The organism is Pseudonocardia sp. 73-21 (genome assembly GCF_001899645.1).
GTDB lineage: Bacteria > Actinomycetota > Actinomycetes > Mycobacteriales > Pseudonocardiaceae > Pseudonocardia.
Genome location: NZ_MKVV01000027.1, coordinates 54,051 through 78,639, shown reverse-complemented (window position 1 = coordinate 78,639; position 24,589 = coordinate 54,051). Strand labels below are relative to the sequence as shown.

Genomic DNA, 24,589 nt, shown 5'->3' with positions numbered 1-24,589 from the left:
TACGGTGCGCCGGGCCCGTTTGTCGTCAGAGGGTGGCGAGCGCAACCAGGAACAGGGCGACGGTGAGGACGAACGCGAGGCCGATGAGGCGGCCGGCCCAGGGGGCGGCGGTCAACGCGGGTCCCGGCGCGGCGACGCGGCCGGGGGTGATGGCGGTCATGTGCTGGTTATCGCCGCTGTGACCTGCCGAGTTAGCAGCTCTCCGGCGTGTCACCAGAAATGATGACGCGCCGCGCGAGAATCGGGGGCGTGACCCGGATCGAACTGGAGCTCGGCGACATCACCACCGTGTCCGCCGACGCGATCGTCAACGCCGCCAACTCGTCGCTGCTCGGGGGTGGTGGCGTGGACGGCGCCATCCACCGCAGGGGCGGACCGGAGATCCTTGCGGCCTGCAAGGCGTTGCGCGCCAACGACTTCCGCGACGGCCTGCCCACCGGCCAGGCCGTCGCCACCACCGCGGGCCGGCTGGCGGCGCACTGGGTGATCCACGCGGTCGGGCCGGTCTTCACGACCACGCAGGACCGCTCGGAGCTGCTCGCGACGTGTCACCGGGAGGCGCTGCGCGTCGCCGACGAGGTGGGCGCCACCACCGTCGCGTTCCCGGCGATCTCGACCGGCATCTTCGGCTGGCCGGTGGCCGACGCCGCCCGGATCGCGGTGGCGACGGTGCGGGCGACCCCGACCGCGGTCACCGAGGTGCGCTTCGTCCTCTTCGACGCCCCGGCGCTGGCGGCCTTCGAGAGCGCCCTCTGACAGACGACCGCCACATGGTCACCTCTGGCTCTCAGGAGGCGGCTCCGGGCAGCCGTAGGTGACCATGTGGCGGAGTCGGGGGTCGCAGGGTCAGCCCGTCGCCACCACCAGGGCGCCGTTGCTCACCGCCGTGTCCAGCACCGCGGCCGCGATGTGCTCGCGGTGCTCGGTGGCGCTGCCCAGCAGCGCGGCGTCGGTGACCGCGCGCTTCACGTAGAGCTGGGTGGCGTGCTCCCAGGTGAAGCCGATGCCGCCGTGCAGCTGCACGGTGTCGAGCGCGACGCGCTGGTAGGCCTCCGAGCAGGTGGCCTGCGCGATGCTCACCGCCAGGTCCGGGTCGTCGGACGCGTCGTCCAACGCCCAGGCCGCGTGGTAGGCCGTGGAGCGCGCGTGCTCGACCAGCACCAGCATGTCGGCGCACCGGTGCTTGACGGCCTGGAACGAGCCGATCGGACGGCCGAACTGCAGCCGCGTGCCCGCGTAGGCGACGGTGAGGTCGAGCAGCCGCTGCGCCCCGCCCACCTGTTCGGCGGCCAGCAGCGCCGCGCCCACCCGGAACGCGTGGGCGACCGCGGGGCCGGCGTCGGCCGCGAGCAGCCGCGCGGGCGTGGCGTCGAACCGCACGGTGGCCTGGCGGCGCGTCTGGTCCAGTGTGGACAGCGGGGTGCGCGCGGCGTCCTGCACCGCGAACAGGCCCACCCCGTCCGCCGTGCGCGCGGCGACCACCAGCACGTCCGCCGAGCCGTCGACGACGTGGCGGACCTCGCCCGTCAGCGCCCCGCCCGACTCCGTCACGGTGACCAGCGCCGGGTCGAAGCGGCCGGCGCGGTCGGGCACGGCGAGCGCGGCGGTGCGGGTGCCCTCGACGAACTCGGACACGTCCTCCCCCACCGCGACCAGCGCGGGGACCGCGAGGCCCACCGTGCCCAGCACCGGCCCGGGCAGCAGTGCCGCCCCGAACTCCTCGGCGACCACCGCCTGGTCGACGAGCGTGCCGTCGGCGCCCCCGAGGGCCTCGGGCACGGCGAGCCCGAGCACGCCCAGCTCGCCGCCGAGCCCCGCCCAGGTGGCGGGGTCGTAACCGGCGTCGGTCTCCATCAGGCGGCGCACGGTGGCCTCGTCGGACCGCTTGGCCAGGAACTCCCGGACGCCCGTGCGCAGGTCCTGCTGCTCGGGCGAGAACACGAACTCAACCACGGGGGATGTCCTTCCACGCCTTGCCGGAGTCGGCGCGCAGATCCCCGGGCAGGCCCAGGATCCGCTCGCCGAGGATGTTGCGCAGCACCTCGGACGTGCCGCCCTCGATGGTGTTGGCGCGCGAGCGCAGGAACCGCTGCTGCAACGGCCCGCGGTACTCCTCCCGCGGGATGTCGCGGCGCAGCTCGTAGGAGCCGTAGAGCGTGGCCTCCGGGCCGAGCAGCTCCATCGCGAACTCGTAGACGTCCTGGTTGAGCTCCGCCGACACGAGCTTCGCGATCGAGCCCTCCGGGCCGGGCTGCCCCGAGCCCTGCGAGCGCCGGGCCCGCTCGTCGGTGAGCCGCTGGGCCTCCGCGCGCGTCCAGAGGGCGGCGAGGCGGTCGCGCAGCACCGGGGTCCGCCGCTGCGGGTAGCGGGCCCACAGCTCGACGGCGTCGGCGATCGCGCCCGCGCCGCGCACCGACGACGTGCCGCCGATGGCCGAGCGCTCGTTCATCAGCGTGGTCATCGCGACGCGCCAGCCGTTGCCGACGGCGCCGAGGCGGTGGGAGTCCGGGATCCGCGCGTCGGAGAGGTAGACCTCGTTGAACTCGGCCTGCCCGGTCATCTGCCGCAGCGGCCGCGTCTCGACACCGGGCGCCTGCATGTCCAGCACGAAGTAGGTCAGCCCCTTGTGCTTGGGCTGGTCGGGATCGGTGCGGGCGAGCAGCAGCGCGTAGCGGGCGACGTGGGCGAGGCTCGTCCACACCTTCTGGCCGTTGACCACCCAGTCGTCGCCGTCGCGGACGGCCGACGTGGCCAGCCCGGCCAGGTCGGAGCCCGCGCCGGGCTCGGAGAACAGCTGGCACCAGATGTGCTCGGTGGTGGCCAGCGGGCGCAGCAGCTCCTTCGCCAGCTCCGGCGCGCCGTGCTCCAGCACCGTCGGCGCGGCCATGCCGTGGCCGATCGGGTTGAGGAAGAACGCGTTGTCCGCACCGGCGCCCTGCAGGATCGCGTCGGCCCGGGCCTGCAGGCCGCGGGAGACCCCGAGCCCGCCGAGCCCGACCGGGAAGTGCACCCAGGCCAGGCCCGCGTCGTAGATCGCGCCGAGCATCTCCTGACGCGGGGTGGAGCGGGGATCGTGGGACTCGACCACCTCGTGCGCGGTCTCGTCCACCAGGTCGCTGTCGGCCATGACACCTCCGTGACGGCCCCCGGCCCGGAGTGCCGTTGATCGCGGTCAGTCCTGACCGTAAGACACGGGCCGCCGTTTGACGAGAGAGGATGGCGGCATGACGACGACGAGGACGGCACGGGCCGTCGACGCTCTGGTCACCCGGCTGTTCGGGCTGCCGGCCGCCCGCACCGGCTACACCCGCCGCGAGGAGCGCACGCCGATGCACGACGGCGTGGTGCTGCTGGGCGAGCACTACGTGCCCGCCACCGACCACGCCCTCGGCACCGTGCTGGTCCGCACGCCCTACGGCCGTACCGGCCCGTTCGACGCCACGTCGGCGCGGACGCTGGCCGCCCGCGGCTACCACGTGCTCGTGCAGAGCTGCCGGGGCACGTTCGGCTCCGGAGGCACGTTCGACCCCTTCGCCGCCGACGTCGACGACGCCCACGACACCGTCGCCTGGCTGCGCGGGCAGGACTGGTTCGACGGGCGGCTGGCCACCAGCGGCGGGTCCTACCTCGGCTGGACCCAGTGGGCGCTGATGGCCGATCCGCCGCCGGACCTGAAGGCCGCGGTCGTCGTGGTGGGGCCGCACGACATCTCCGCGCCCGTCTACGGCGACGGCGCGTTCTCGCTGGCCGACTTCCTGAGCTGGAGCAACATGGTCGCCCGCCAGGAGGACGCCGGCGGGTTCGTCTCCCAGGCCGTGGCGCGCGTCCGCGGAGCCCGCGGCGTGGTCGCCGCGTACGACGAGCTGCCCCTCGGCGCGGCCGGTGACAGGCTCACCGGGCGGCGGGCACCCTGGTACCCGGACTGGGTGGCGAACCCCGACCGCGACGCGCCCTACTGGACGCCGCGCAGCGCCCGCGAGGCCCTCGCCACGGTCCAGATCCCGATCCTGCTCGTCGGCGGGTGGCAGGACCTGTTCCTGCGCGACACGATCGAGCAGTACGACACACTGCACGGCCGCGGCGCCGACGTCGCCCTGACCGTCGGGCCGTGGACGCACCTCCAGACGGCCACCTCGGGCGGTGCGGTCGTCGCCCGCGAGACCCTGGCCTGGTTCGACGAGAACCTCGCCGGCGCCACCGGCCGCACCCGCCCGGCGCCGGTGCGGATCCACGTGACGGGGGCCGGGGAGTGGCGGGAGCTCGATGCGTGGCCGCCGCCCGCCGTCGACACCGTGCGCCACCTCGGGGCCGGGGGTGCGCTGGGTCCGGAGCCGGGGGAGGTCTCCGCCACCTTCCGCTACGACCCCGCCGATCCCACACCCTCGGTGGGCGGGCGGCTGCTGACCGGGAGGAGCGGGGTGCGCGACAACCGCCCGCTGGAGGCCCGCCCGGACGTCGTCACGTTCACCACGGAGCCGATGGCCGCCGACCTCGACGTGATCGGCACGCCCGTCGTCGAGCTGGAGCACGGTACCGACAACCCGCACGCCGACGTGTTCGTGCGGCTCTGCGACGTCGACGTCACGGGCCGGTCGTCCAACTTCTCCGACGCGCTGGTGCGGCTGGGGCCGTCGCGGGAACCGGGTGCCCTGCGCCTCGAGCTGGACCCCTGCGCCCACCGGCTGGCCGCCGGCCACCGGCTCCGGCTCGTGGTGGCGGGCGGCGCGCACCCGCGCTGGGCCCGCAACACCGGCACCGCCGAGCCGCCGGAGAAGGCCACCACGCTCGTGCCGTCGACGCACACGATCACGGGCGGCCGGGTGATGCTGCCCGTCGGGTAATTCTGTCGGGTAATACTGCGGTGTGCGAACGCGAGGAGCGGTACTGAGACAGGTCCCCGGGGTCTACGAGGTCGTCGAGCTGGAGGTGGACGACCCCCGCCAGGGCGAGATCCGCGTCCGGATGGTCGCCAGCGGGCTGTGCCACTCCGACGACCACCACGCCACCGGCGACCTCAAGGTCGGGAAGCTGCCGTTCGCCGGCGGTCACGAGGGCGCGGGCGTGGTGGAGGCCGTCGGGCCGCACACCCCCGGGTTCGCCGAGGGCGACCACGTCGTGTTCTCCTTCCTGCCCAGCTGCGGCCGCTGCCGCTGGTGCGCAACCGGCCGGCAGAACCTGTGCGACATGGGCGCGTCGCTGGCCACCAACGCCCGCTGGGACGACCCCACCAGCTTCCGTCTCAGCCTCGACGGCGAGCCGACGGGCCAGATGAGCGGCATCTCCACGTTCGTCGAGCACACCACGGTGTCGGTGGCGTCGGCGGTCAGGATCGACCCCTGGATCCCGCTCGAAGCAGCGTGCCTCACCGGCTGCGGCGTCGGCACCGGCTGGGGTGCCGCCGTCAACTCCGCGGAGGTCCGGCCCGGTGACGTCGTCATCGTCATGGGTGTGGGCGGCATCGGGATCAACGCCGTACAGGGCTCCGCACACGCGGGCGCATCCGCCGTGATCGCCGTCGACCCGGTCGCGTTCAAGCGCGAGAAGGCGTTGACACTGGGCGCCACCCACGCCGTCGATTCGATCAAGGAAGCCACCGCGATCGGCCGCGAGCTGACCAACGGCCAGGGCGCCGACGCCGCGATCGTCACGGTCGGGGTCACCACCGGAGCCATGGTCGGGGCAGCACTGCGGGCCGTGCGCAAGGCCGGCACCTGCGTCGTCGTCGGGCTGGGCGAGACCCGCACCCGCGACGGCGACATCCCGCTCACCGAGCTCGTGCTCTACCAGAAGCGCCTGCAGGGATCTCTGTTCGGCGCCTCCGCCCCCACCGCCGACATCCCCGCCCAGCTGCGCCTCTACCAGGAGGGATCGCTCAAGCTCGACGAGCTGATCACCACCCGCTACACCCTCGACGAGATCGCCCGCGGTTTCGAGGACATGCACGCGGGCCGCAACCTGCGCGGCGTCGTCGTCTTCTGACGGAGTAACGCTGTGGCCGTCCGTGGCGAGCACCGTCCTGCGGATGGGCGAGCCAGGGGGCAGCGATGCCAGAACCGATCGACGTACGGGCCGAGTTCGACACGTTCTTCAAGAGCGCGTACCCGTGGCTCGCCTCGCAGCTGCGGGCCATCACCGGGGACGCCGAGGCCGCGCACCGGGCGGTGGACGAGGCGTTCGTGCGTTGCTGGCGGTCCTGGGCGTCGGTGCGCAGGACGGCGGACCCGACGGGCTGGGTGCGCTGGACCGCCCTGCGCGTCGCCGCGAGCACCCGCCGCGAGCTCCCGTTCCGTCGCCGCGCCCCCGCGCCGTCGGCCGTCACCGCGGACTCCGAGGAGGCCGTGGTCCTCGACGCGCTGCACCGGCTCCCGGCGTCGCAGCGGCGCGCGATCGTCCTGCACTACATGGGTGAGGTCACGGTCGCGGAGCTGGCGCGGCGCAGCGGCAGCACCCCCGATGCCGTCGAGGGGTTGCTCGACACCGGGTTCGACGCGCTCGTGGGCCTGCTGACCTGGCCCGACGCCGAGGAGGACGACGGGTCCATCGACCCCCGCTACGACTGGACGGCCGAGGCGCTCGGTGACACCGCCACCCGCCTGGCCGCCGACGTCGCCGTGCCGTCCCCGGCCGCCGTGCTGCAGCGGGCGGCGGTGCTGCGCTGGGCGCGGCGGGCCGTTCCCGTCGCGGTCTCCGCCGCGTGCGTGAGCAGCGTCGTCGTCCTGGCCGCGCAGCTGAACCCCGGCGGTGGCGCCGCGGCCCCGCGCACGCCGTACACGTACTCGGTGGCAGGCCCCGAGCCGTACACGGCCACGCAGCCGTACGGCACCGACGCCGTCGTCGGCGAGCCGGCGACCGCCGCACCGGAGGTGCCGCTGGGCACCTCGATCGTCTCGATCGCCCGGTCCACCCCGCTCGCGGACTTCGGGATCTCCGTTCCCGCGTCCTCGCCGACGGGGAACCCCCCGGTGGCAGGTGCGGTCGGCGCGTCCGGGTCGTCGGGATCGGCCGGCACTGCCGTGGCCGGCGGCTCGGGCGGCTCCGGAGGCGGGGCCGCCACCCCGCCCGCCGGTGGTTCGGGCACCGTCCCGCCCGCGTCCGGTGCACCCGGGACCGTCCCGCCGGCGACGGTGCCGGCGTCGACCGTGCCGCCCACGACCACGCCGCCCACGACCACGCCGCCGACGACCGCGCCGACCACGACCACGACACCGCCGCCCACGACACCGCCGCCCACTACGACGACCACGACAGCCCCGCCCACCACCACGCCGCCACCGAGGACCACGACGACCGAGCCACCCACGACCACCACCGCGGCCCCCGCCGTCACGACGAAGGCCACGACCACCGACCCCGCTCCCGTCGAGCCGACGACCACCGGGGCCGCGGCCACCACCACGACGACCACGAAGCCCGTCCCGACGACGGCCGCGGACCCGACGACGGCCGCGGCCGCCGGCTCCTGACCCCCCGCCACCACCACGGTGATCGCGGGCAGATGGTCGCCCGAGGTGATCGACAGACGACCATCTCGCCGTGATCACCGCCCGATCGCCGGGGTCAGGCGGCGTTCTACTGCCGCCCAGGCTGCCTCGTCGCCCGACGGGGCGTGGTGGGTGAGCGACTGCGTGGCGGCCAGGAGGGCGCGGAGCTCCGGCAGGCCGCCCTCCACCACCGCGAGGGCGCGGGCCTGGACCAGCGCGTTGCCCAGGGCCGCGGCCTCCACCGGCCCCGCGACGACGGGCAGGCCGCACGCGTCCGCGGTGAGCCGGCACAGCAGGTCGTTGCGGGCTCCCCCACCGACCACGTGCACGACGTCGACCTCGTGGCCTGAGCACGCCACCGCCTCCCGCACGGCGCGGCGGTGGGCCAGCGCGAGGCTGTCGAGGATGCAGCGGACGGTGGCCGGGCGCGACCCGGGCGGGTCCTGCCCGAGCTTCGCGCAGGCCGCCGCGATGCGGGCCGGCATGTCACCGGGCGGGATGAACGCGGGGTCGCCGGCGTCCACCACCGCGGCCAGGGCCGGCTCGCGTTCGGCCGCGGCGAGCAGCGGGGCCAGGTCCGGGTCGCCCCACGCGCGCAGGCACTCCTGCAGCAGCCACAGGCCCATGACGTTGCGCAGGTAGCGCACGGTGCCGTCGACGCCCAGCTCGTTGGAGAAGTTCGCGGCGCGGCTCTCCTCGGTGAGTACGGGCGCGGCCAGCTCGACCCCCACCAGCGACCAGGTGCCGGTGGCGACGTAGGCGAAGCGATCCGTGGTCGCGGGCACCCCCACCACGGCGGACGCGGTGTCGTGGGAGCCCACCGCGACCAGCGGGACGGGTCCGAGACCGAGTTCCGACCGGAGGGTCCCCAGCCGGGTACCGGGCTCCACCAGCGGCGGGAACAGCCCGGCGTCGATCCCGGCGCGGGTGATCACGTCCTTGGACCAGGTGCGCGCCCGCACGTCCAGCAGTCCCGTCGTGGACGCGTTCGTGATCTCCGCGGCGTGGGATCCGGTGAGCCAGTGGCCGATCAGGTCGGGGATGAGCAGCAGCTCGCGGGCCGCGTCGAGCTGCGGGGTGCCGGCCGCGGCCACGAGCTGGTAGATCGTGTTGAACGGCAGCACCTGGACGCCGGTGGTCACGTACAGCTCGGACGCCGGCAGGGGCAGCCGGTCGGCGACCCCGTCGGTGCGGGCGTCGCGGTAGTGCACGGGGTTGCCCAGCAGCGCCCCGGACGCGTCGAGCAGGCCGTAGTCGACGGCCCACGAGTCGATCCCGACGGCGTCGAGGTCCCCGGCGGCGCGCAGGCCGTCGAGGATGCCGCGGTAGAGGCCGGGCACGTCCCAGTGGAGGGTGCCGCCGACGCGGACGGGCCCGTTGGGAAAGCGCGCCACCTCGGTCAGCTCGAGGTGGTCCGGTCCGACCTCGGCCACCATGACCCGCCCGCTGGAGGCGCCGAGGTCGACGGCCGCGACCCGCGCCTCCGGCGCCCGTGCGCGGATATCGGTGCCCTGGCCCTGATTTCCGCTCACGACCTACACCTGCACGAACTCGACGCCCACCAGCTCCGCCACGGCCTTCAGCTCCGCGGCGCGATGGCCCGTGCCCAGGGCCCAGTGGTGGTCGACGCCCGAGGCGCTCCAGTGGTCCGTCCACTCGCCGGGATCGCAGCCGAAGTCGACACGCGACGTCGTGTTGCCGATGCGCAGCAACGGACCCGGCACGACCGTGCCCTCCGACGCGACCATCACGAAGCGGCCGTCGCGGCGCTGCCCGAGTCCCAGGAGCGTGACCGGTCCCGGCCGCACGTCGAACTCGACCGACACCCCCCAGCCCCGCTTGCCGTGGTAGACCCCGAGCCCCCGCAGCAGCGGCCGGTTCGCACTGATGGCGAGGTGGGCGGGACCGTCGTGGCCCATCTCCACCACGTCGTCGACGAAGTTCAGCGCCTGCAGCTCCGTGAACGAGCCGCCCGCGCCGAGCCGGTCCATCACGAGCATCGCGATCGAGTTGCGCAGCTCGTACTCCCCCGCCGCCGGGACGCCGCGGGCGGTGAGCAGCGACGCGCCGAGGATCATGCCCGCGCCGAGCTTCTCGTGCTGCTCGCCGTCGAGGCCGCGGTGGTAGTAGGCCAGGGAGTCGAGGGCGAAGTCGTCGACGAGCCGGTCCAGCCCGACCGACACCCGTGCGCCCCAGGCGAAGTCCTCCTCCACGACGGAGTCGTCGAGCTGGAACACCGCGCGCGCCAGGTCCATCCGGGCGGTGGTCTCCGCGTCGGTGACCTTCTCGACCCGGACGCGCAGGTCGTCGAACTCGAGGACCTCGACGTGCCCGCCGAGCTGGGTGGACACGGACGTCAGGTCGGTGGCGACGTCGAGCATGCCCGGGTAGAGGTGCCCCATCAGCCCGTGCCGGCCGTGCCGCAGCGCACCCGTGACCCCCGCGGCCCGCACCCAGCGCGCGATCCGCGTCCAGGCGCGCTCGTCCTCGACGTAGCCCGACACCGACCGGAAGTCGACACCCGCGCGCTCGAACGCGTTGGCCATCTCCGGCAGCGGGCAGGCACCGCAGTAGGCGAGCCAGGCACCGGTGTCGAACGTGGCGTGGTCCATCCACTCGGTGGGTTGCAGGTTGATCAGTAGCACCGGGGCGCCGCTGCGCTGCGCGACGGGCACGAGCATCGACGCCGTCATGTACGTCGTCAGGAAGCCCACGATGAGGTCGCAACCGGTCACCCGGAGCTTCTCCGCCGCGGCCGCGCCCTCCTGGGCGTCGGAGATGAAGCCGACGTCGACGACGTCGATGTCCCCGAGGGCCGACAGCCGCTCCGACACCCGACGGGCGGAGCGCTGCAGCTGCGGGAGCAGGTCGGGGAACTGCGGCCAGTACGCGCCCAGGCCCCCGGCGACGAGCCCGACGGTGGTGCGCCGGGGCGTGACCCGCGTGAGGCCGGCGGGGGTCTCGAGGACCGAGGTCATGTCTCCTCCTTCGTCGGTCGTGCGCGGATATCAGGGTGGGAACACCGTTATCCGCGCACGGGGTACGTCAGCGCAGGAACGCCGCCGCCACGCCGGCGTCCACCGGAATGTGCAGGCCCGTGGTGTGGCTCAGGTCGCCCGCCGTGAGGACCAGCACCGCCGCCGCCACATGCTCGGGCAGCACCTCCCGCTTGAGCAATGTGCGCTGCGCGTAGAAGGCGCCGAGGTCCTCCTCCGCCACCCCGTAGACGGCGGCGCGCTGCGCACCCCAGCCGCCGGCGAAGATCCCCGAGCCGCGCACGACGCCGTCGGGGTTGACCCCGTTGACGCGGATGCCGTGCTCCCCGAGCTCGGCGGCGAGCAGCCGCACCTGGTGGGCCTGGTCGGCCTTGGCCGCGCCGTAGGCGACGTTGTTGGGGCCGGCGAACACGCCGTTCTTGCTGGCGATGTAGACGATGTCGCCGCCGTGCCCGTCGGCGATCATCGCCCGGGCGGCGGCCCGCGAGACGAGGAACGAGCCCCGCGCCATGACGTCGTGCTGGATGTCCCAGTCGGCCTCGGTCGTCTCCAGCAGGGGCTTGGAGATCGACAGCCCCGCGTTGTTGACGACGAGGTCGACACCGCCGAACGCGAGCGCGGCGGCGGCCACGGCGTCGGACACGGCGTTCGCGTCGGTGACGTCGACGGTCACGGGCACGGCGACGTCGGTGGAACCCAGCTCCGCCGCCACGGCCGCGGCGGCGGTCGCGTCCCGGTCGGCGACCACGACGCACGCGCCCTCCGCCGCCAGGCGCACGGCGATCGCGCGGCCGATGCCCGACCCGCCGCCCGTCACGAACGCGACGCGGCCGGCCAGGGCCTTCGGCTTCGGCAGCCGCGCGAGCTTCGCCTCCTCGAGCGCCCAGTACTCGATGCGGAACTTCTCCGACTCCGCGATCGGCGCGTAGGTGGACACCGCCTCGGCGCCCCGCATGACGTTGATGGCGTTGACGTAGAACTCGCCCGCGACGCGCGCGGTCTGCTTGTCGGCCCCGAAGCTGAACATGCCGACGCCCGGGACGAGCACGATCGCGGGGTCGGCGCCGCGCATCGCCGGGGAGTCGGGGGTGGCGTGCCGCGCGTAGTAGGCGGCGTAGGCCTCGCGGTACTCGGCGTGCAGCTCCTTCAGCCGCGCGATCGCCTCGTCGAGGGGGGCGTCGGCGGGCAGGTCGAGCACCAGTGGCGCGACCTTGGTGCGCAGGAAGTGGTCGGGGCAGCTCGTGCCCAGCGCGGCGAGCGGGGCCAGCTTCTCCCGCGACAGGAAGTCCAGCACCACGTCCGAGTCGGTGAAGTGGCCGACCTGGCGACGGTCGGTGGAGGCGAGCCCGCGGACCACCGGCGCCAGCGCGGCGGCCCGGGCGCGACGCTCGTCGTCGGGAAGGGCCGCGTAGCCGGGCCGGACGGGCCCGAACGGCTCCGCCGCCCCACGCTCGTCGAGGAACCGCTGCGCGCCCGCGATGATCGAGCGCGACCGGGCCTCGCACTCGTCGCTCGTGGCACCCCACGCGGTGATGCCGTGCCCGCCGAGGATGACGCCGATCGCCTGCGGGTGGGCCTGCTGCACGGCGGCGATGTCGAGCCCCAGCTGGAAGCCCGGGCGCCGCCACGGCACCCAGACGACGCGGTCGCCGAAGATCTCCTTGGTCAGCGCCTCGCCGTCGGCGGAGGTGGCGATGGCGATACCGGCGTCGGGGTGCAGGTGGTCGACGTGCGGGGCCTCGACGAGCCCGTGCATGGCCGTGTCGATCGACGGGGCCGCGCCGCCGCGGCCGTGCAGACAGAAGTCGAACGCGGCCACCATCTCGTCCTCGCGCTCGACGCCCGGGTAGACGTCGACGAGCGCGCGCATCCGGTCGAGGCGCAGCACGGCCAGCCCGGACTCGGTCAGCGTGCCGAGGTCACCGCCGGATCCCTTGACCCACAACAGATCCACGGGTCCGCCGGTGACGGGATCGGTGACGGTCCCGGAGGCGGAGGTGTTGCCGCCGGCGTAGTTGGTGGTGGTGGGGTCTGCGCCGAGCCGGTTGCTCCGCGCGAGGAGGTCCTGGACTACCTGGTGACTCATGGTCCCTTCCGGGGGTCGGTACTGCTCAGAGGTCGTGCGCGGAAATCAGTGCTCCGGCACTGATTTCCGCGCACGGGGGGTTCAGGCGCCCCAGCCCGCCTGCTGGCCGCCGACGCGGGACTCCTCGATCTGCTGCTGGTAGCCGCTGCGGTGGTAGGCCGCCACCGGGTCGGGGTCCAGCCCCATCTCCTCGCGCAGGTCGCGCAGCAGGGGGCGGACGTCGGTGTTGTAGGCGTCCATCAGCACCGCGTTGGCGCCGAGCACGTCGCCCGATTCCTGGGCACCGGCCAGCGCGTCCTGGTCCACCAGCAGGGCCTTGGCCGTGGCCTCCTGCACGTTGAGCACCGAGCGGACGATCGCCGGGATCTTGGCCTCGATGTTGTGGCACTGGTCCAACATGAACGCGATGCCCGACGCCGGCGAGATCGCGTCCGCCGAGACCAGCTCGTGCAGGATCCGGAACAGCTGGAACGGGTCGGCCGCCCCGACCATCAGGTCGTCGTCGGCGTAGAAGCGGGAGTTGAAGTCGAACGCCGCGAGCTTCCCGGCGCGCAGCAGGAACGCCACGATGAACTCGATGTTGGTGCCCGGCGCGTGGTGGCCGGTGTCGATGCAGACGCCGGCCTTCTCGCCCAGCTCGATGCAGTGGGCGTAGGAGGTGCCCCAGTCGGGCACGTCGGTGGTGTAGAACGCCGGCTCGAAGAGCTTGTACTCCAGCAGCATCCGCTGGTCCGGGCCCAGCCGGTCGTAGACCTCCCGCAGGGCCGCAGCGAGCCGGTCCTGGCGGGCCCGGATGTTGTCCTGGCCCGGGTAGTTGGTGCCGTCGGAGAACCACAGCTTGAGGTCCCGGCTGCCGGTGGCGTCCATGATGTCGACGCACTCGAGCAGGTGGTCGGTGGCCTTGCGGCGCACCCGGGGGTCGGGGTTGGTGACCGAGCCGAGCTTGTAGTCGTCGTCCTGGAAGACGTTGGCGTTGATCACGCCCAGCCCGACGCCCTCGTCCTGGGCGAACGTGGCCAGGTCCTCGTAGGAGTCCACGCGGTCCCACGGGATGTGGAGCGCGACGGTGGGCGCGACCCCGGTCAGCCGGTGCACCACCGCGGCGTCGGCGATCTTCTCCTGCGGTGTGCGCGGCACGCCGGCCTGGGCGAAGACCTTGAACCGGGTGCCGGAGTTGGCGTAGGCCCACGAGGGGGTCTCGATGCGCTGCTCGCGGAGAGCAGCCCTGACTGCGGCGGTCATGCGATGAGCTCCAGCTGTGTCTCGAGGTGGAACACCTCGTCGAGGACGAGGAAGGACTCGTCGGGTCCCCGGCCGGACAGACCGGTGAAGAACGGCGCCATCTCCGCCTGCCACCGGGCGTTGACGTCCGTGGCGGCCATGGCGGCCTGCGCGGCGGCGAGGTCGTCGCACTCGACGTGGCCCACGAGCAGGCCGTCGTCTCGCAGATGGAGCGAGTAGTTGCGCCAACCGGCGTCCCGGAGCGCGGCGAGCATGTCGGGCCACACCGCGCGGTGCCGCTGCCGGTACTCGTCGAGCCGGTCGGGCCGGACCTGGAGCAGGAAGCAGTACCGCACGGTGTGGCTCCTCGAGACCTGTCAGAAGTTGAACTGGTCGATGTTCTGCGCGGTGAAGACCGTCGGCGGGCCGAGGACGATCTCCCCGTCGACGCCGATCGTGTAGTCACCGAGCTTGCCGGCCTTGAACGTCTCGCCCTGCTTGCCGGTGATCTGGCCCGACGCCAGCGCCGCGCCCGCGTAGCTCGCGAGGTAGCCGATGTCGGCCGGGTTCCACAGCGCGAACTGGCTGACGGTGCCGTCCTTGACGTACTGCCGCATCTGGTTCGGCGTGCCCAGGCCCGTGATCGCGACCTTGCCCTTGTAGCTGGAGCTCGACACGTAGCGCGACGCCGCCGCGATGCCCACCGTGGTCGGCGAGACGATCACCTTCAGGTTCGGGTGCCGCTGCAGCAGGCCCTGTGCCTCCTGGAACGACTTCTGGTCGTCGTCGTTGCCGTAGACGGTGTCGACGAGCTTGAGACCCGCGTTCTCCGGCTTCTTCAGCTCGGTGTTCATCACGGCGATCCAGGCGTTCTGGTTCGTGGCGTTGGGCGTGGCCGACAGGATCGCGATCTCGCCGTTGCCGCCGGCGAGCTGGCTCGCCATCTTCACCAGCTGCTCGCCGATGCCCTGCGTGGTGGCCTGGTTGATGAAGACGTCGCGGCACTCCTTCGCGGCGTCGGAGTCGAACGCGACGACCTTGATGCCGGCCTGGCGCGCCTGGTTGAGCGACGGGCACACGGCGTTGGGGTCGTTGGCGGCGATCCCGATGACGTTCTGCTGCTGCTGGATCAGCGTGTTGATGTAGCTGACCTGCGACGACGCGCTGGCGTCGTTGGGGCCGACCAGCTTGTACTCGCCCTTGAGCTCCTCGACGGCCGCCTTGCCGCCGCCCACCTCGATGTCGGTGTAGGGGTTGTTGAGCTGCTTGGGCAGGAAGGCGATCTTGAGGCCGTCCTTCAGCGGCGCGTTCGGGTTCGCGACGCCGCCGGCGGCGGCCGAGCCGGAGTCGGTGGAGGCCGAGTCCTTGGTGGTGCCACCGCACGCGGTGAGCCCGAGGGCCAGGACGGCGCCGAGCGCGACAGGCGCGATCAGACGTGAGCGTAGGGACATGAGCATGCCTCTCAGGAGGACCGGACAGCCGGCGACGGTGACGGGTCGGACGAAACGGGGAGCGGCTCGGGTGGAGCCGCGGGCGCCGGCGGCGGGGGGCGCCGGCGACGACGGGCCACGGCGGAGCGGATCGCGCCCACCGCGTTCGGGGCGAGCACACTGACGATGAGCAGCAGGCCGGTCACGACCTGCAGCGCCTCGTTGGAGACGTCGGCGAGGCGCAGCGCGTTCTGCACGGCGGCGAGCAGCATGACGCCGCCCAGCACCCCCCAGAGCGTGCCGCGCCCGCCGAAGATCGAGACCCCGCCGAGCAGCACCGCGGCCACCACGGCGAGCTCGAGCCCGGTGCCGTTGTCGGCGCGGGCGCTGGAGTAGCGCAGGGTCCACAGCACGCCGGCGAGCGCCGCGACGGCGCCGCACACGACGTAGAGCCAGAACTTCGTGCGGGCCACACGGATCCCGGAGAACCGCGCGGCGTCGACGCCCGCACCCATCGTGAACAGCGACCGGCCCAGCGGCGTCGCGTGCAGGACCGTGCCGAACACGAGCAGCAGCACCAGCAACGGCCACACCAGGTTCGGGATGCCGGCGGAGCTGCCGATCACCCACTCGGTGTAGCTGCCGGGGAACTGCGCCACGGCCCGGTCGCCGAGCACGACGAACGCGAGCCCGCGGTAGAGCGCGAGCGTGCCGATCGTGACGGCCAGCGAGGGCAGCCCGAACCCGGTGATGAACAGCCCGTTGACCGCGCCGAGCACCGCGCCGAGCACGAGGCAGATCGGGATGATCACCTCGATCGACATCCCGCCGTCCCACAGCGCGCCCATGACGGCGCTGGACAGCCCCAGGGTCGAGGCCACCGAGAGGTCGATCTCCCCGGTGACGATGATCAGGGTCATCGGCAGCGCGATCAGCAGGACCGGCGCGAGGTCGAGCACCATGAACGAGGCGTTGCGGCCGGTGGCGAAGTCGGGCACCACCAGGCCGGCGACGATCACGAACAGCACGAGCACCGCGAGGATGGCCGCGTCCCAGCCGGTGAACCTCTTCATCAGGTCAGACACGCGAGGACTCCTTCCGCAGGCGCGCGGCGACCCGGGCCGCTACGGCCCGGTCGGTGCCGATGGCCAGCAGGATCAGGGCGCCGACGATCGCCTGCTGCCAGAACTGGTCGATGCCGAGCACCGGCAGCGCGCTGCCGATCGTGGTGAGCAGCAGCGCGCCGATCGCGGCGCCGTAGGCCGTGCCGCTGCCGCCGAACACCGCGACCCCGCCGACCACCACCGCGGCCACGACGTTGAGCTCGTAACCCGTGCCGGCGGCGGCGTCGACGGTGCCGAAGCGCGCGGCGAACAGGACGCCGGCCAGACCCGCGCACGCCCCGCTGACCGCGAACGCCGCCAGCGTGCGCCGGCCCACCGGGATGCCGGCGAGCCGGGCGGCGGCGGGGTCGGAGCCCATGGCGTAGAGCTCGCGCCCCGAGCGGTGGTTGCGCAGGACGTAGCCGGTGACGATCACGACGACGGCGGCGATGACGATCAGCCACGGCACACCGAGGACCGTGGCCGTGCCGAAGGCCAGGAAGCCGCCCGGCAGCTCGTCGGCGTTGATCTGCTGCCCGCCCGCCCACAGGAACGCGACGCCGCGGAAGACGTAGAGCGTGCCGAGGGTGACCACCAGCGCCGGCACGTTGCCGAACCGCACCAGCGCGCCGTTGACCAGGCCGAGTGCGCCGCCGATCACGATCCCGACCAGCACCGCGACCACGACGGGTGTGCCCGGCGCGGCCTCCAGCAGCGAGCCGACGGCGTAGGCGGAGAGGCCGAGGACGGAGCCGACGGACAGGTCGATGTTGCGGGTGATGACGACGACGGTCTGACCCGCGGCCATCACGACGAGGATCGCCGCGGCCAGCACCAGGTCCCGGAGGCTCTGGCCCGAGAGGAACAGCGGGTTGACCACCGCGGTGACGACGACCAGCGCGACGAGCGCCAGCACGATGCCGAGCTCACGCGCCCGCAGCGCGACCGCGACGCGGGAGGAGGTGGGTGTGCTCACAGCGCCACCCCCGGTGCCAGCAAAGCCACTTTGCTGTCGTCACGTGGCCGTAACGTGGCCTTCCTGAACCTCGGCCGGGTGTCCCTCATGCCGCCACCTGCCCCGTCGCCGCCCGCATGACCGACTCCTCGTTCGCGTCCGACCGGGCGATCTCGGCCACCAGGTGGCCCTCGCGCATCACGAGCACGCGGTCGGCCATGCCGAGCACCTCGGGCAGTTCCGACGAGACCATGACGATCGCGACGCCGTCGGTGGCGAGGTCCGACAGCAGCCGGTGCACCTCGGCCTTCGTGCCGACGTCGATGCCGCGGGTGGGCTCGTCGACGATGAGGACGCGTGGCGCGGTGGAGAGCCACTTGGCCAGCACAACCTTCTGCTGGTTGCCCCCCGACAACCGCGCCACCGGGTCGTCGAGGCGGGCGTACTTGGTCTGGAGGCGAGCGGTCCACTCCGCGGCGGAGCGCCGTTCGGCCCCGCCGACCAGCAGCCCGAAGCGCGCGAGCGAGCGCCAGCGGGTGGAGGTGGCGTTGCGCTCGATGGAGGCCTCGAGGACCAGGCCCTGCTGGCGCCGGTCCTCCGGGACGAGCGCGATGCCGGCGGCCATGGCCGCCCGCGGCGAGCCGGCCCGCAGGACCGTGCCGCCGACGCGGACGGTGCCGCCATCGCGCGGGTCGACGCCGAACACGGCCTGCACCACCTCGGAGCGCCCGGCGCCGACGAGACCGGCGAGCGCGACGATCTCACCCGCGCGGACCTGGAACGACACGTCGCGGAACACGCCCGCACGGGACAGTCCCTCGACCTCCAGGACCACGTCGCCGACGGGGACCTCGCGCTTGGGGAACAGTGTGTCGAGCGGGCGGCCGACCATCCGGCGGACGATCTCGTCCACCCCGATCGCGTCGAGCGGGTCGGTGGAGACGTGCCGGCCGTCGCGCATGATCGTGACGCGGTCGCAGAGTGCGGTGATCTCCTCGAAGCGGTGGGAGATGAACAGCAGGGCGGCGCCCCCGTCTCGGAGGGAGCGAGCCACGGCGAACAGCCGCTCCACCTCGACGCCCGACAGGGCGGCGGTGGGCTCGTCCATGACGATCACACGGGCTTCGCGGGACAGGGCCTTCGCGATCTCGACGATCTGCTGGTCGGCGATGGACAGGCCCCGCGCCGGCCGGCCGGGGTCGATCGCGACGCCGAGCCGGACGAACAGGTCCGCGGCGAGCCGCGAGGCGGCTCGGTGGTCGACGCGGCCGAGCGATCGGCGCGGCTGGCGGCCCATCACGATGTTCTCCGCGACCGAGAGGTCGGGGAACAGCGTGGGTTCCTGGTAGATGACGGCGATGCCCTCGGAGATCGCGTCGGCGGGCGAGGCGAGCTCGAGCGGGCGGCCGTCGAGCAGGATCCGGCCGGTGTCGGGGCGGTGCACCCCGGCGAGCATCTTCACGATCGTCGACTTGCCGGCACCGTTCTCCCCCACGAGCGCGTGGATCTCCCCTGCGTGCAGCGGGAACGACACGTCGCGGACGGCGGCCACCGCGCCGAAGGACTTGGCGACGGAGGCGACCGCGAGCAGTGGGACCTGGTCCATCGGTCTCCCTTGACCTCGGCTGTGAAACGTTTCAAGATGTGAGCCAGGCGACCATAAGGGCACGGTCGCCGCGTCGTCAAGGCCCGCAGTACTGTCCTGTTTGCTCACGTTTCACGAGGGGGATCGTGTCCGGACCGTCTGCACCGAGCATGAAGGACGTCGCCGCGCGCGCCGGCGTCTCGCTCGGCACGGTGTCCAATGTGCTCAACCGGCCCGAGCGGGTCAGCGACCGCACGCGCCGCCGCGTGGAGACCGCCATCGAGACGCTGGGCTTCGTGCGCAACGAGTCGGCCCGCCAGCTGCGCGGTGGGGGCAGTCGCACCCTGGCCTACGTCGTGCTCGACACGTCCAACCCGTTCTTCACCGACGTCGCCCGCGGCATCCAGGAGACCGCCGACGCCCAGGGCCTGGTCGTGTACCTCTGCAACAGCGGCGACGATCCGCACCGCCAGGCCGCCTACCTCGACCTGCTGGAACAGCAGCGCGTCGAAGGCGTCCTGATCACGCCGGCCGACGCCGCCGACCCCGGCATCGCCGCGCTGGCCCGGCGCGGCATGCCCGTCGTCGTCGTCGACCGGGGGGCGGGGCCGGACCGGTGCTCGGTCACCGTCGACGACGTGCTCGGCGGCGACCTGGCCACCACCCACCTGCTCGACATCGGCCACGAGCGCATCGCCTTCATCGGCGGCCCGCGGGCGCTGGGCCAGGTCGCCGACCGCATCGCCGGGGCCGAGCGCGCACTGGCCCGGGCCGGTCGCGGCGCGCTGACGGTGCTGGAGACCACGCACCTCGACGTCTCCGAGGGGCGGCGCGCGGGCGAGCGCCTCATCGGCCTGCCCGCGGCCCGCCGCCCGACGGCCGCCTTCTGCGCCAACGACCTGCTCGCCCTCGGGCTGCTGCAGCAGATGGTGCGCCTGGGGCTGCGCGTGCCCGAGGACATGGCGATCGTCGGCTACGACGACATCGAGTTCGCCGAGGCCGCCGCCGTGCCGCTGACCTCGGTGAGCCAGCCGCGCCACCTTCTCGGCCGCACGGCGGCGGAGCTGCTGCTGGCCGAGGCCCACGGCGGTGCCGACCACGAGCACCGCCAAGTGGTCTTCGATCCCGAACTGGTGGTGCGTACCAGCACCCGCCCGCACCCCTAGGTCGCCGGCCCGCCGACGAACGGCACTCTCGTCGGGCCCTGTGCGACGAGAGTGCCGTTCGTCAGGTCAGTGAACGCCGGCATCGCGGTAGTAGCCCTCGATGTGGGCGCGGACCGCCCGTTCCGCCTCGTCCGCCCGACCCTCCTGCACCGCCCCCAGGATCTCCCGGTGCTCGGTGCGCAGCCGAGCGGCCATCGCGTCCCAGTCCGCGACGGTGCGCGCGCCGGCGCGGACGTAGGCCAGCACCGCCCCACGTACTCCGGTCATCACGGCCGTCACCAGCACGTTCCCGGCCGTGCCCACCAGCGCCTCGTGGAACGCGGCGTCCAGCTCGAGGAACCGGTCGGGCTCGAGGCCGGGGGCGTCCATCGCGTCGAGCAGGGCGGCGGCCCGGTCGAGCGCGGCGGCGTCGCCGCTCGCCGCGGCCATCCGCATCCCCCAGCCCTCCACGAGCAGCCGCAGCTCCACGACGTCACGGACGGGGAGGCCGCTCGTGGCCACGTGCAGCCGCAGGGCGGCGCCGAGACCGGTGGCGGCGTCGGCGATGAGGACCGCGCCGGCGTCCGGGCCCGAGCCGGTGGCCGTGCGGACCACCCCCATCGCCTCCAGCACCCGCACCGCCTCGCGCACCGACGGCCGCGAGACCCCGAGCTGCTCGGCGAGCACCCGCTCCCCCGGCAGCCGGTCGCCGAGGGCCAGCCGGCCCGCGGTGAGATCAGCCTCGATCCGGGCCAGGACCCGCTCATGGGTTCGCACCGGCGGAGCGTAGCGAACTGTGGTAAGACCACACCCGTGCGGATCGCTCTGTTCGTCACCTGCCTCGCCGACGCGATGGCGCCCCAGGTCGGGAAGGCCACCGTCACGCTGCTCGAGCGGCTGGGCCACGAGGTGGTGTTCCCGTCGGCCCAGACGTGCTGCGGCCAGATGCACACCAACACCGGGTACCAGCGCGAGGCGGTGCCGCTGGTGCGCCACCACGTGGAGGTGTTCGAGCCCTACGACGTGGTGGTCGCACCGTCGGGATCGTGCGTCGGCTCGGTGCGCCACCAGCACGCGATGGTGGCCCGGGACGCCGGCGACGACGCGCTCGCCGACCGCGCGACAGCGGTGGCCACCCGCACCTACGAGCTCTCGGAACTGCTGGTGGACGTGCTCGGCGTCGAGGACGTGGGCGCCTACTTCCCGCACCGCGTCACCTACCATCCGACGTGCCACTCGCTGCGCATGCTGCGGGTGGCCGACAAGCCGTTGCGGCTGCTGCGCAACGTCCGCGGCATGACGCTCCTGGAGCTGCCCGCCGCCGACCAGTGCTGCGGGTTCGGCGGCACGTTCGCGCTGAAGAACGCCGACACCTCGACGGCGATGCTGGCCGACAAGATGCGCAACGTCCTGTCCACCGGCGCCGAGGTGGCCACGGCCGGCGACGCGTCGTGCCTGATGCACATCGGGGGCGGCCTGTCCCGCCTCCAGAGCGGCACCCGCACACTGCACCTGGCCGAGATCCTGGCGTCGACGTGAGCGCCTCCGGCGCCCGTGCGCGGATATCCGTGCCAGGACACCGTTATCCGCGCACGACTCCCGGAGGGCCGCGATGAGCAGCACCTTTCTCGGCGTGCCCGCCCCGCGGGGCGTCGGGCACCTGCGCGGCACGCAGACCTTCCCGGACGCCGCCCGCGTCGCGCTCGGCGACTCCCAGCTGCGCCGCAACCTCGGCCACGCCACCTCGACGATCCGGGCCAAACGCGCGGCCGTCGTCGGTGAGCTCGACGACTGGGAGCAGCTGCGGCTCGCCGGGTCGGCCCTGAAGACGGCCACCATGGCCCGCCTCGACGAGCATCTGGAACGCCTGGAGCGCGAGGTCACCGCCCGCGGTGGCACCGTGCACTGGGCCCGTGACGCCAACGAGGCCAACGCGATCGTCACGCGGCTGGTGCAGGCCACGGGTGAGACCGAGGTCGTCAAGGTCAAGTCGATGGCCACCCAGGAGATCGGCCTCAACGAGGCCCTGGAGGCCGCCGGGATCGAGGCCAAGGAGACCGACCTCGCCGAGCTCATCGTGCAGCTCGGCGGCGACCTGCCCAGCCACATCCTGGTGCCCGCGATCCACCGCAACCGCGCGGAGATCCGCGAGATCTTCCTGCGCGAGATGCCCGGCGTCGACCCCGAGCTGACCTCCGAGCCCCGGCTGCTCGCCATGGCCGCGCGCAAGCACCTGCGCGAGCGCTTCCTGCGGGCCAAGGTCGCGATCTCCGGCGCCAACTTCGGCATCGCGGACACCGGCACCCTGCTCGTCGTCGAGAGCGAGGGCAACGGGCGGATGTGCCTGACGCTGCCCGACACGCTGATCACCGTGATGGGCATCGAGAAGGTCGTGCCCACATGGCAGGACCTGGAGGTGTTCCTGCAGCTGCTCCCCCGCTCGTCGACGGGCGAGCGGATGAACCCCTACACCTCGGCCTGGACGGGCGTCACCCCCGGCGACGGCCCGCAGGACTTCCACCTGGTGCTGCTCGACAACGGCCGCACCGCCACCCTCGCCGACGAGGTCGGGCGCGCCGCGCTGCACTGCATCAAGTGCTCGGCCTGCCTCAACGTCTGCCCCGTCTACGAGCGCGCGGGCGGGCACGCGTACGGCTCGGTGTACCCCGGCCCGATCGGCGCCGTGCTCTCGCCGCAGCTCACGGGTGTGGAGGACAACGCGTCGCTGCCGTACGCGTCGAGCCTGTGCGGCGCCTGCTTCGACGCGTGCCCGGTGCGGATCGACATCCCGTCGCTGCTGGTGCGGCTGCGCGCCCAGCACGTGGACGCCAACCGGGGCGGTGTCCCGAGCGCGGAGGCCGCGGCGATGGCCGCCGCGTCGTGGGTGATGTCGACGCCCGGCCGGTTCGGTGCGGCGGAGTCGGCGTCGAAGCTGGGGCGCCTGCTCGGTCGCTCGACGGGCCGCATCTCCTCGCTGCCGCCCCCGCTCTCGGCGTGGACGGCCAGCCGCGACGCCCCGCGCCCACCGGAGGAGACGTTCCGGCAGTGGTGGGCGCGCGAGCGGGGCACGTCGTGAGCATTGGTGATCCTCGGCAGCCGCACGGCAGCGACCCGACGAGGACGCTCGGATGCGACGCACAGCCATCAACGACCACCACGCACCCGCGCCGGCCCACTGACCGTCACCGCAGGGCCGCACCCGACCGGACCGGACCGCGCGCCGCCCCGCGATCCGGGCCCGCGTACCGCCCCCGTGATCGGTACCGGACGCACCCCGGCGCCTCCGGCGGGGCCGCACAGTGCGGCACGCGGCGATCACGGACCACCGCAGCGCACAGCACGACCGGTGCTCGCCGGCTGCCGCCCGCCACCGCCCTCCCCGGGACCACAACGTGCGGCACCCACCGCTCACCAGGACGGGAGACGACCTGATGAGCGCCCGTGAGGACGTGCTGCGCCGGATCCGGGGGGCCAACGCCGCCGCCGGCAACCCCCCACCGCCCGAGGTCCCCCGCGACTACCACCGCACCGGTGCGCTGGCCCCGGGCTCCCCGGCCGTACTGGAGCTGCTGGCCGACCGGCTCGTCGACTACAAGGCCACGGTGCTCGACGCGGGCGACGACGTCCCGGCCGCCATCCGCACGGCACTGGCCGGCGTCGACGGCCCGGTCCTCGTCCCGCCCGGTCTCCCGGACGGCTGGTGTCCCGACGGCACGGTGGACGCGGGGTTCGCGCCCGCCGAGCTCGACGGCTACGCCGCGGTGGTGACGGGCTGCGCCGCGGCCTGCGCGGTCACCGGCACGATCGCGCTGGACGGCTCGCCCGACCAGGGCCGGCGCGCGATCACCCTCGTGCCCGACGTGCACGTGTGCGTGGTGCGCGCCGACCAGGTGGTGGAGACGGTGCCGGAGCTGCTGGCCCGGCTGACCCCGACGCGGCCGACCACGTTCGTCAGCGGGCCGTCGGCCACCAGCGACATCGAGCTGGAGCGGGTGGAGGGCGTGCACGGCCCCCGCACGCTCATCGTCGTGCTGGCAGGTTGACCGTCTCGCGGGCCGCCGCCCGCCGGCGCGGGGCACCGTTGGCGATGATCACCGCCGCCCACGGGAGCAGACCCGTGGCCAGCACCATCGCGGCGCCGGCCCACGGCTGCCACAGGTACAGCGGGTAGGACCCCGCGAACCCGACGAGGTGCACCATCATGATCGCGACGTAGACGCGGCGCCGGTGCGCCTGCTCCTCGCTCAGGGACGGGGCGGCGTCGGTGACGGTCACGGGATGCTGTGGCATGAGAGCCCCAGCATGTGCCTGTAGTTCGCGGGCCGCAACCGCATCGCGTGCAGCACCGTGGGCTCCTCACCGGGCGCCACCACCACCTCGAGGAGGTCACGCCGCGGGGTGAGCCCGATGTGGAGCACCGTGTCGCCCTGCTCGACCGTGCACAGGGGCGCCGCGAGAACCAGCCGGATCTCCTCACGGCCGATTCCGTGTTTGCCCGCACTGCGCGTGAGCCGCACGGCGTCCACGCTACCGGGCACGCGTGGTCATGGCCCGAGTACCCGTGGTGAAGAATTGCGGAAGTTCGCT

Annotated in this window: 23 protein-coding genes; 8 read left to right on the top strand and 15 right to left on the bottom strand. The window is 73.5% G+C overall.

Annotated elements, in window-relative coordinates; all coding sequences use genetic code 11:
• Positions 1–25 precede the first annotated feature (25 nt).
• Complete coding sequence (locus BGP03_RS06755; protein WP_296372617.1) at positions 26–160, bottom strand: hypothetical protein; 135 nt, start codon at positions 158–160, stop codon at positions 26–28.
• A 62-nt stretch (positions 161–222) separates the two neighbouring features.
• Between BGP03_RS06755 and BGP03_RS06750 the strand changes: the two genes are divergently transcribed.
• Positions 223–756: an O-acetyl-ADP-ribose deacetylase gene (locus BGP03_RS06750; RefSeq protein ID WP_298796738.1), complete on the top strand. Its 534-nt coding sequence runs from the start codon at positions 223–225 to the stop codon at positions 754–756.
• Between the two features lie 90 nt (positions 757–846).
• Here the strand turns inward: BGP03_RS06750 and BGP03_RS06745 are convergent, their stop codons facing one another.
• Positions 847–1,953 carry an acyl-CoA dehydrogenase family protein gene (locus BGP03_RS06745; RefSeq protein ID WP_298796579.1) on the bottom strand — a complete coding sequence of 369 codons (1,107 nt, stop codon included), beginning with the start codon at positions 1,951–1,953 and terminating at the stop codon, positions 847–849.
• Positions 1,946–3,127, bottom strand: coding sequence for an acyl-CoA dehydrogenase family protein (locus BGP03_RS06740; RefSeq protein ID WP_296372621.1), 1,182 nt, complete (start codon positions 3,125–3,127; stop codon positions 1,946–1,948). Before BGP03_RS06740 ends, BGP03_RS06745 begins: the two co-directional genes overlap by 8 nt.
• Before the next feature lie 97 nt (positions 3,128–3,224).
• Here BGP03_RS06740 and BGP03_RS06735 point away from each other — a divergent pair, with 97 nt between their 5' ends.
• The 3 genes from BGP03_RS06735 to BGP03_RS06725 all read left to right on the top strand — a co-directional run bounded on the left by BGP03_RS06735 (position 3,225) and on the right by BGP03_RS06725 (position 7,463).
• Positions 3,225–4,841, top strand: coding sequence for a CocE/NonD family hydrolase (locus tag BGP03_RS06735; RefSeq protein ID WP_298796582.1), 1,617 nt, complete (start codon positions 3,225–3,227; stop codon positions 4,839–4,841).
• A gap of 22 nt (positions 4,842–4,863) precedes the next feature.
• Positions 4,864–5,979 (top strand): NDMA-dependent alcohol dehydrogenase, encoded by a 1,116-nt coding sequence (locus BGP03_RS06730; protein WP_296372626.1) that lies wholly within the window; start codon positions 4,864–4,866, stop codon positions 5,977–5,979.
• Between the two features lie 65 nt (positions 5,980–6,044).
• Complete coding sequence (locus BGP03_RS06725; protein ID WP_298796585.1) at positions 6,045–7,463, top strand: sigma factor; 1,419 nt, start codon at positions 6,045–6,047, stop codon at positions 7,461–7,463.
• Between the two features lie 74 nt (positions 7,464–7,537).
• On the opposite strand, the gene BGP03_RS06720 is transcribed toward BGP03_RS06725, so the two are convergent.
• From BGP03_RS06720 to BGP03_RS06680, 9 genes are all read right to left on the bottom strand, one after another.
• Positions 7,538–8,917 (bottom strand): rhamnulokinase family protein, encoded by a 1,380-nt coding sequence (locus BGP03_RS06720; protein ID WP_296372715.1) that lies wholly within the window; start codon positions 8,915–8,917, stop codon positions 7,538–7,540.
• Between the two features lie 99 nt (positions 8,918–9,016).
• Positions 9,017–10,459 carry an L-fucose/L-arabinose isomerase family protein gene (locus BGP03_RS06715; protein WP_298796587.1) on the bottom strand — a complete coding sequence of 481 codons (1,443 nt, stop codon included), beginning with the start codon at positions 10,457–10,459 and terminating at the stop codon, positions 9,017–9,019.
• A gap of 67 nt (positions 10,460–10,526) precedes the next feature.
• Positions 10,527–12,563, bottom strand: a complete 2,037-nt coding sequence (locus BGP03_RS06710) for a bifunctional aldolase/short-chain dehydrogenase (RefSeq protein ID WP_298796589.1) — start codon at positions 12,561–12,563, stop codon at positions 10,527–10,529.
• 81 nt (positions 12,564–12,644) lie between these two features.
• Positions 12,645–13,805: an L-rhamnose isomerase gene (rhaI, locus tag BGP03_RS06705; RefSeq protein ID WP_296372632.1), complete on the bottom strand. Its 1,161-nt coding sequence runs from the start codon at positions 13,803–13,805 to the stop codon at positions 12,645–12,647.
• Positions 13,802–14,140 carry an L-rhamnose mutarotase gene (locus BGP03_RS06700; RefSeq protein ID WP_296372635.1) on the bottom strand — a complete coding sequence of 113 codons (339 nt, stop codon included), beginning with the start codon at positions 14,138–14,140 and terminating at the stop codon, positions 13,802–13,804. Before BGP03_RS06700 ends, rhaI begins: the two co-directional genes overlap by 4 nt.
• A 21-nt stretch (positions 14,141–14,161) precedes the next feature.
• Complete coding sequence (rhaS, locus tag BGP03_RS06695; protein WP_296372637.1) at positions 14,162–15,235, bottom strand: rhamnose ABC transporter substrate-binding protein; 1,074 nt, start codon at positions 15,233–15,235, stop codon at positions 14,162–14,164.
• 11 nt (positions 15,236–15,246) lie between these two features.
• Positions 15,247–16,287, bottom strand: coding sequence for an ABC transporter permease (locus BGP03_RS06690; protein ID WP_298796739.1), 1,041 nt, complete (start codon positions 16,285–16,287; stop codon positions 15,247–15,249).
• Positions 16,288–16,291: 4 nt separating this feature from the next.
• A complete protein-coding gene (locus BGP03_RS06685; protein WP_296372639.1) occupies positions 16,292–17,293 on the bottom strand; it encodes an ABC transporter permease in 1,002 nt (333 codons plus the stop codon).
• Positions 17,294–17,378: 85 nt separating this feature from the next.
• Positions 17,379–18,878 carry a sugar ABC transporter ATP-binding protein gene (locus BGP03_RS06680; protein WP_298796591.1) on the bottom strand — a complete coding sequence of 500 codons (1,500 nt, stop codon included), beginning with the start codon at positions 18,876–18,878 and terminating at the stop codon, positions 17,379–17,381.
• 149 nt (positions 18,879–19,027) lie between these two features.
• Between BGP03_RS06680 and BGP03_RS06675 the strand changes: the two genes are divergently transcribed.
• A complete protein-coding gene (locus BGP03_RS06675; protein WP_296372641.1) occupies positions 19,028–20,023 on the top strand; it encodes a LacI family DNA-binding transcriptional regulator in 996 nt (331 codons plus the stop codon).
• Between the two features lie 66 nt (positions 20,024–20,089).
• Here BGP03_RS06675 and BGP03_RS06670 read toward each other — a convergent pair whose 3' ends face one another.
• The gene (locus BGP03_RS06670; RefSeq protein ID WP_298796594.1) at positions 20,090–20,779 is read right to left on the bottom strand and encodes an FCD domain-containing protein; all 690 of its coding nucleotides are present in this window, start codon (positions 20,777–20,779) and stop codon (positions 20,090–20,092) included.
• Between the two features lie 36 nt (positions 20,780–20,815).
• Between BGP03_RS06670 and BGP03_RS06665 the strand changes: the two genes are divergently transcribed.
• From BGP03_RS06665 to BGP03_RS06655, 3 genes are all read left to right on the top strand, one after another.
• On the top strand, positions 20,816–21,541 hold the full coding sequence (locus tag BGP03_RS06665; RefSeq protein ID WP_298796596.1) for a (Fe-S)-binding protein: 726 nt from the start codon (positions 20,816–20,818) through the stop codon (positions 21,539–21,541).
• A 73-nt stretch (positions 21,542–21,614) separates the two neighbouring features.
• Positions 21,615–23,078, top strand: coding sequence for a LutB/LldF family L-lactate oxidation iron-sulfur protein (locus BGP03_RS06660; protein ID WP_296372646.1), 1,464 nt, complete (start codon positions 21,615–21,617; stop codon positions 23,076–23,078).
• Between the two features lie 355 nt (positions 23,079–23,433).
• Positions 23,434–24,045 (top strand): LUD domain-containing protein, encoded by a 612-nt coding sequence (locus BGP03_RS06655; RefSeq protein ID WP_298796598.1) that lies wholly within the window; start codon positions 23,434–23,436, stop codon positions 24,043–24,045.
• Here BGP03_RS06655 and BGP03_RS06650 read toward each other — a convergent pair.
• Together BGP03_RS06650 and BGP03_RS06645 are read right to left on the bottom strand one after the other, a co-directional pair.
• The gene (locus tag BGP03_RS06650) at positions 24,023–24,292 is read right to left on the bottom strand and encodes a DUF3099 domain-containing protein (protein WP_296372651.1); all 270 of its coding nucleotides are present in this window, start codon (positions 24,290–24,292) and stop codon (positions 24,023–24,025) included. The genes BGP03_RS06655 and BGP03_RS06650 overlap by 23 nt on opposite strands.
• A complete protein-coding gene (locus BGP03_RS06645; protein ID WP_299735857.1) occupies positions 24,274–24,519 on the bottom strand; it encodes a hypothetical protein in 246 nt (81 codons plus the stop codon). Before BGP03_RS06645 ends, BGP03_RS06650 begins: the two co-directional genes overlap by 19 nt.
• Between the last annotated feature and the right edge of the window lie 70 nt (positions 24,520–24,589).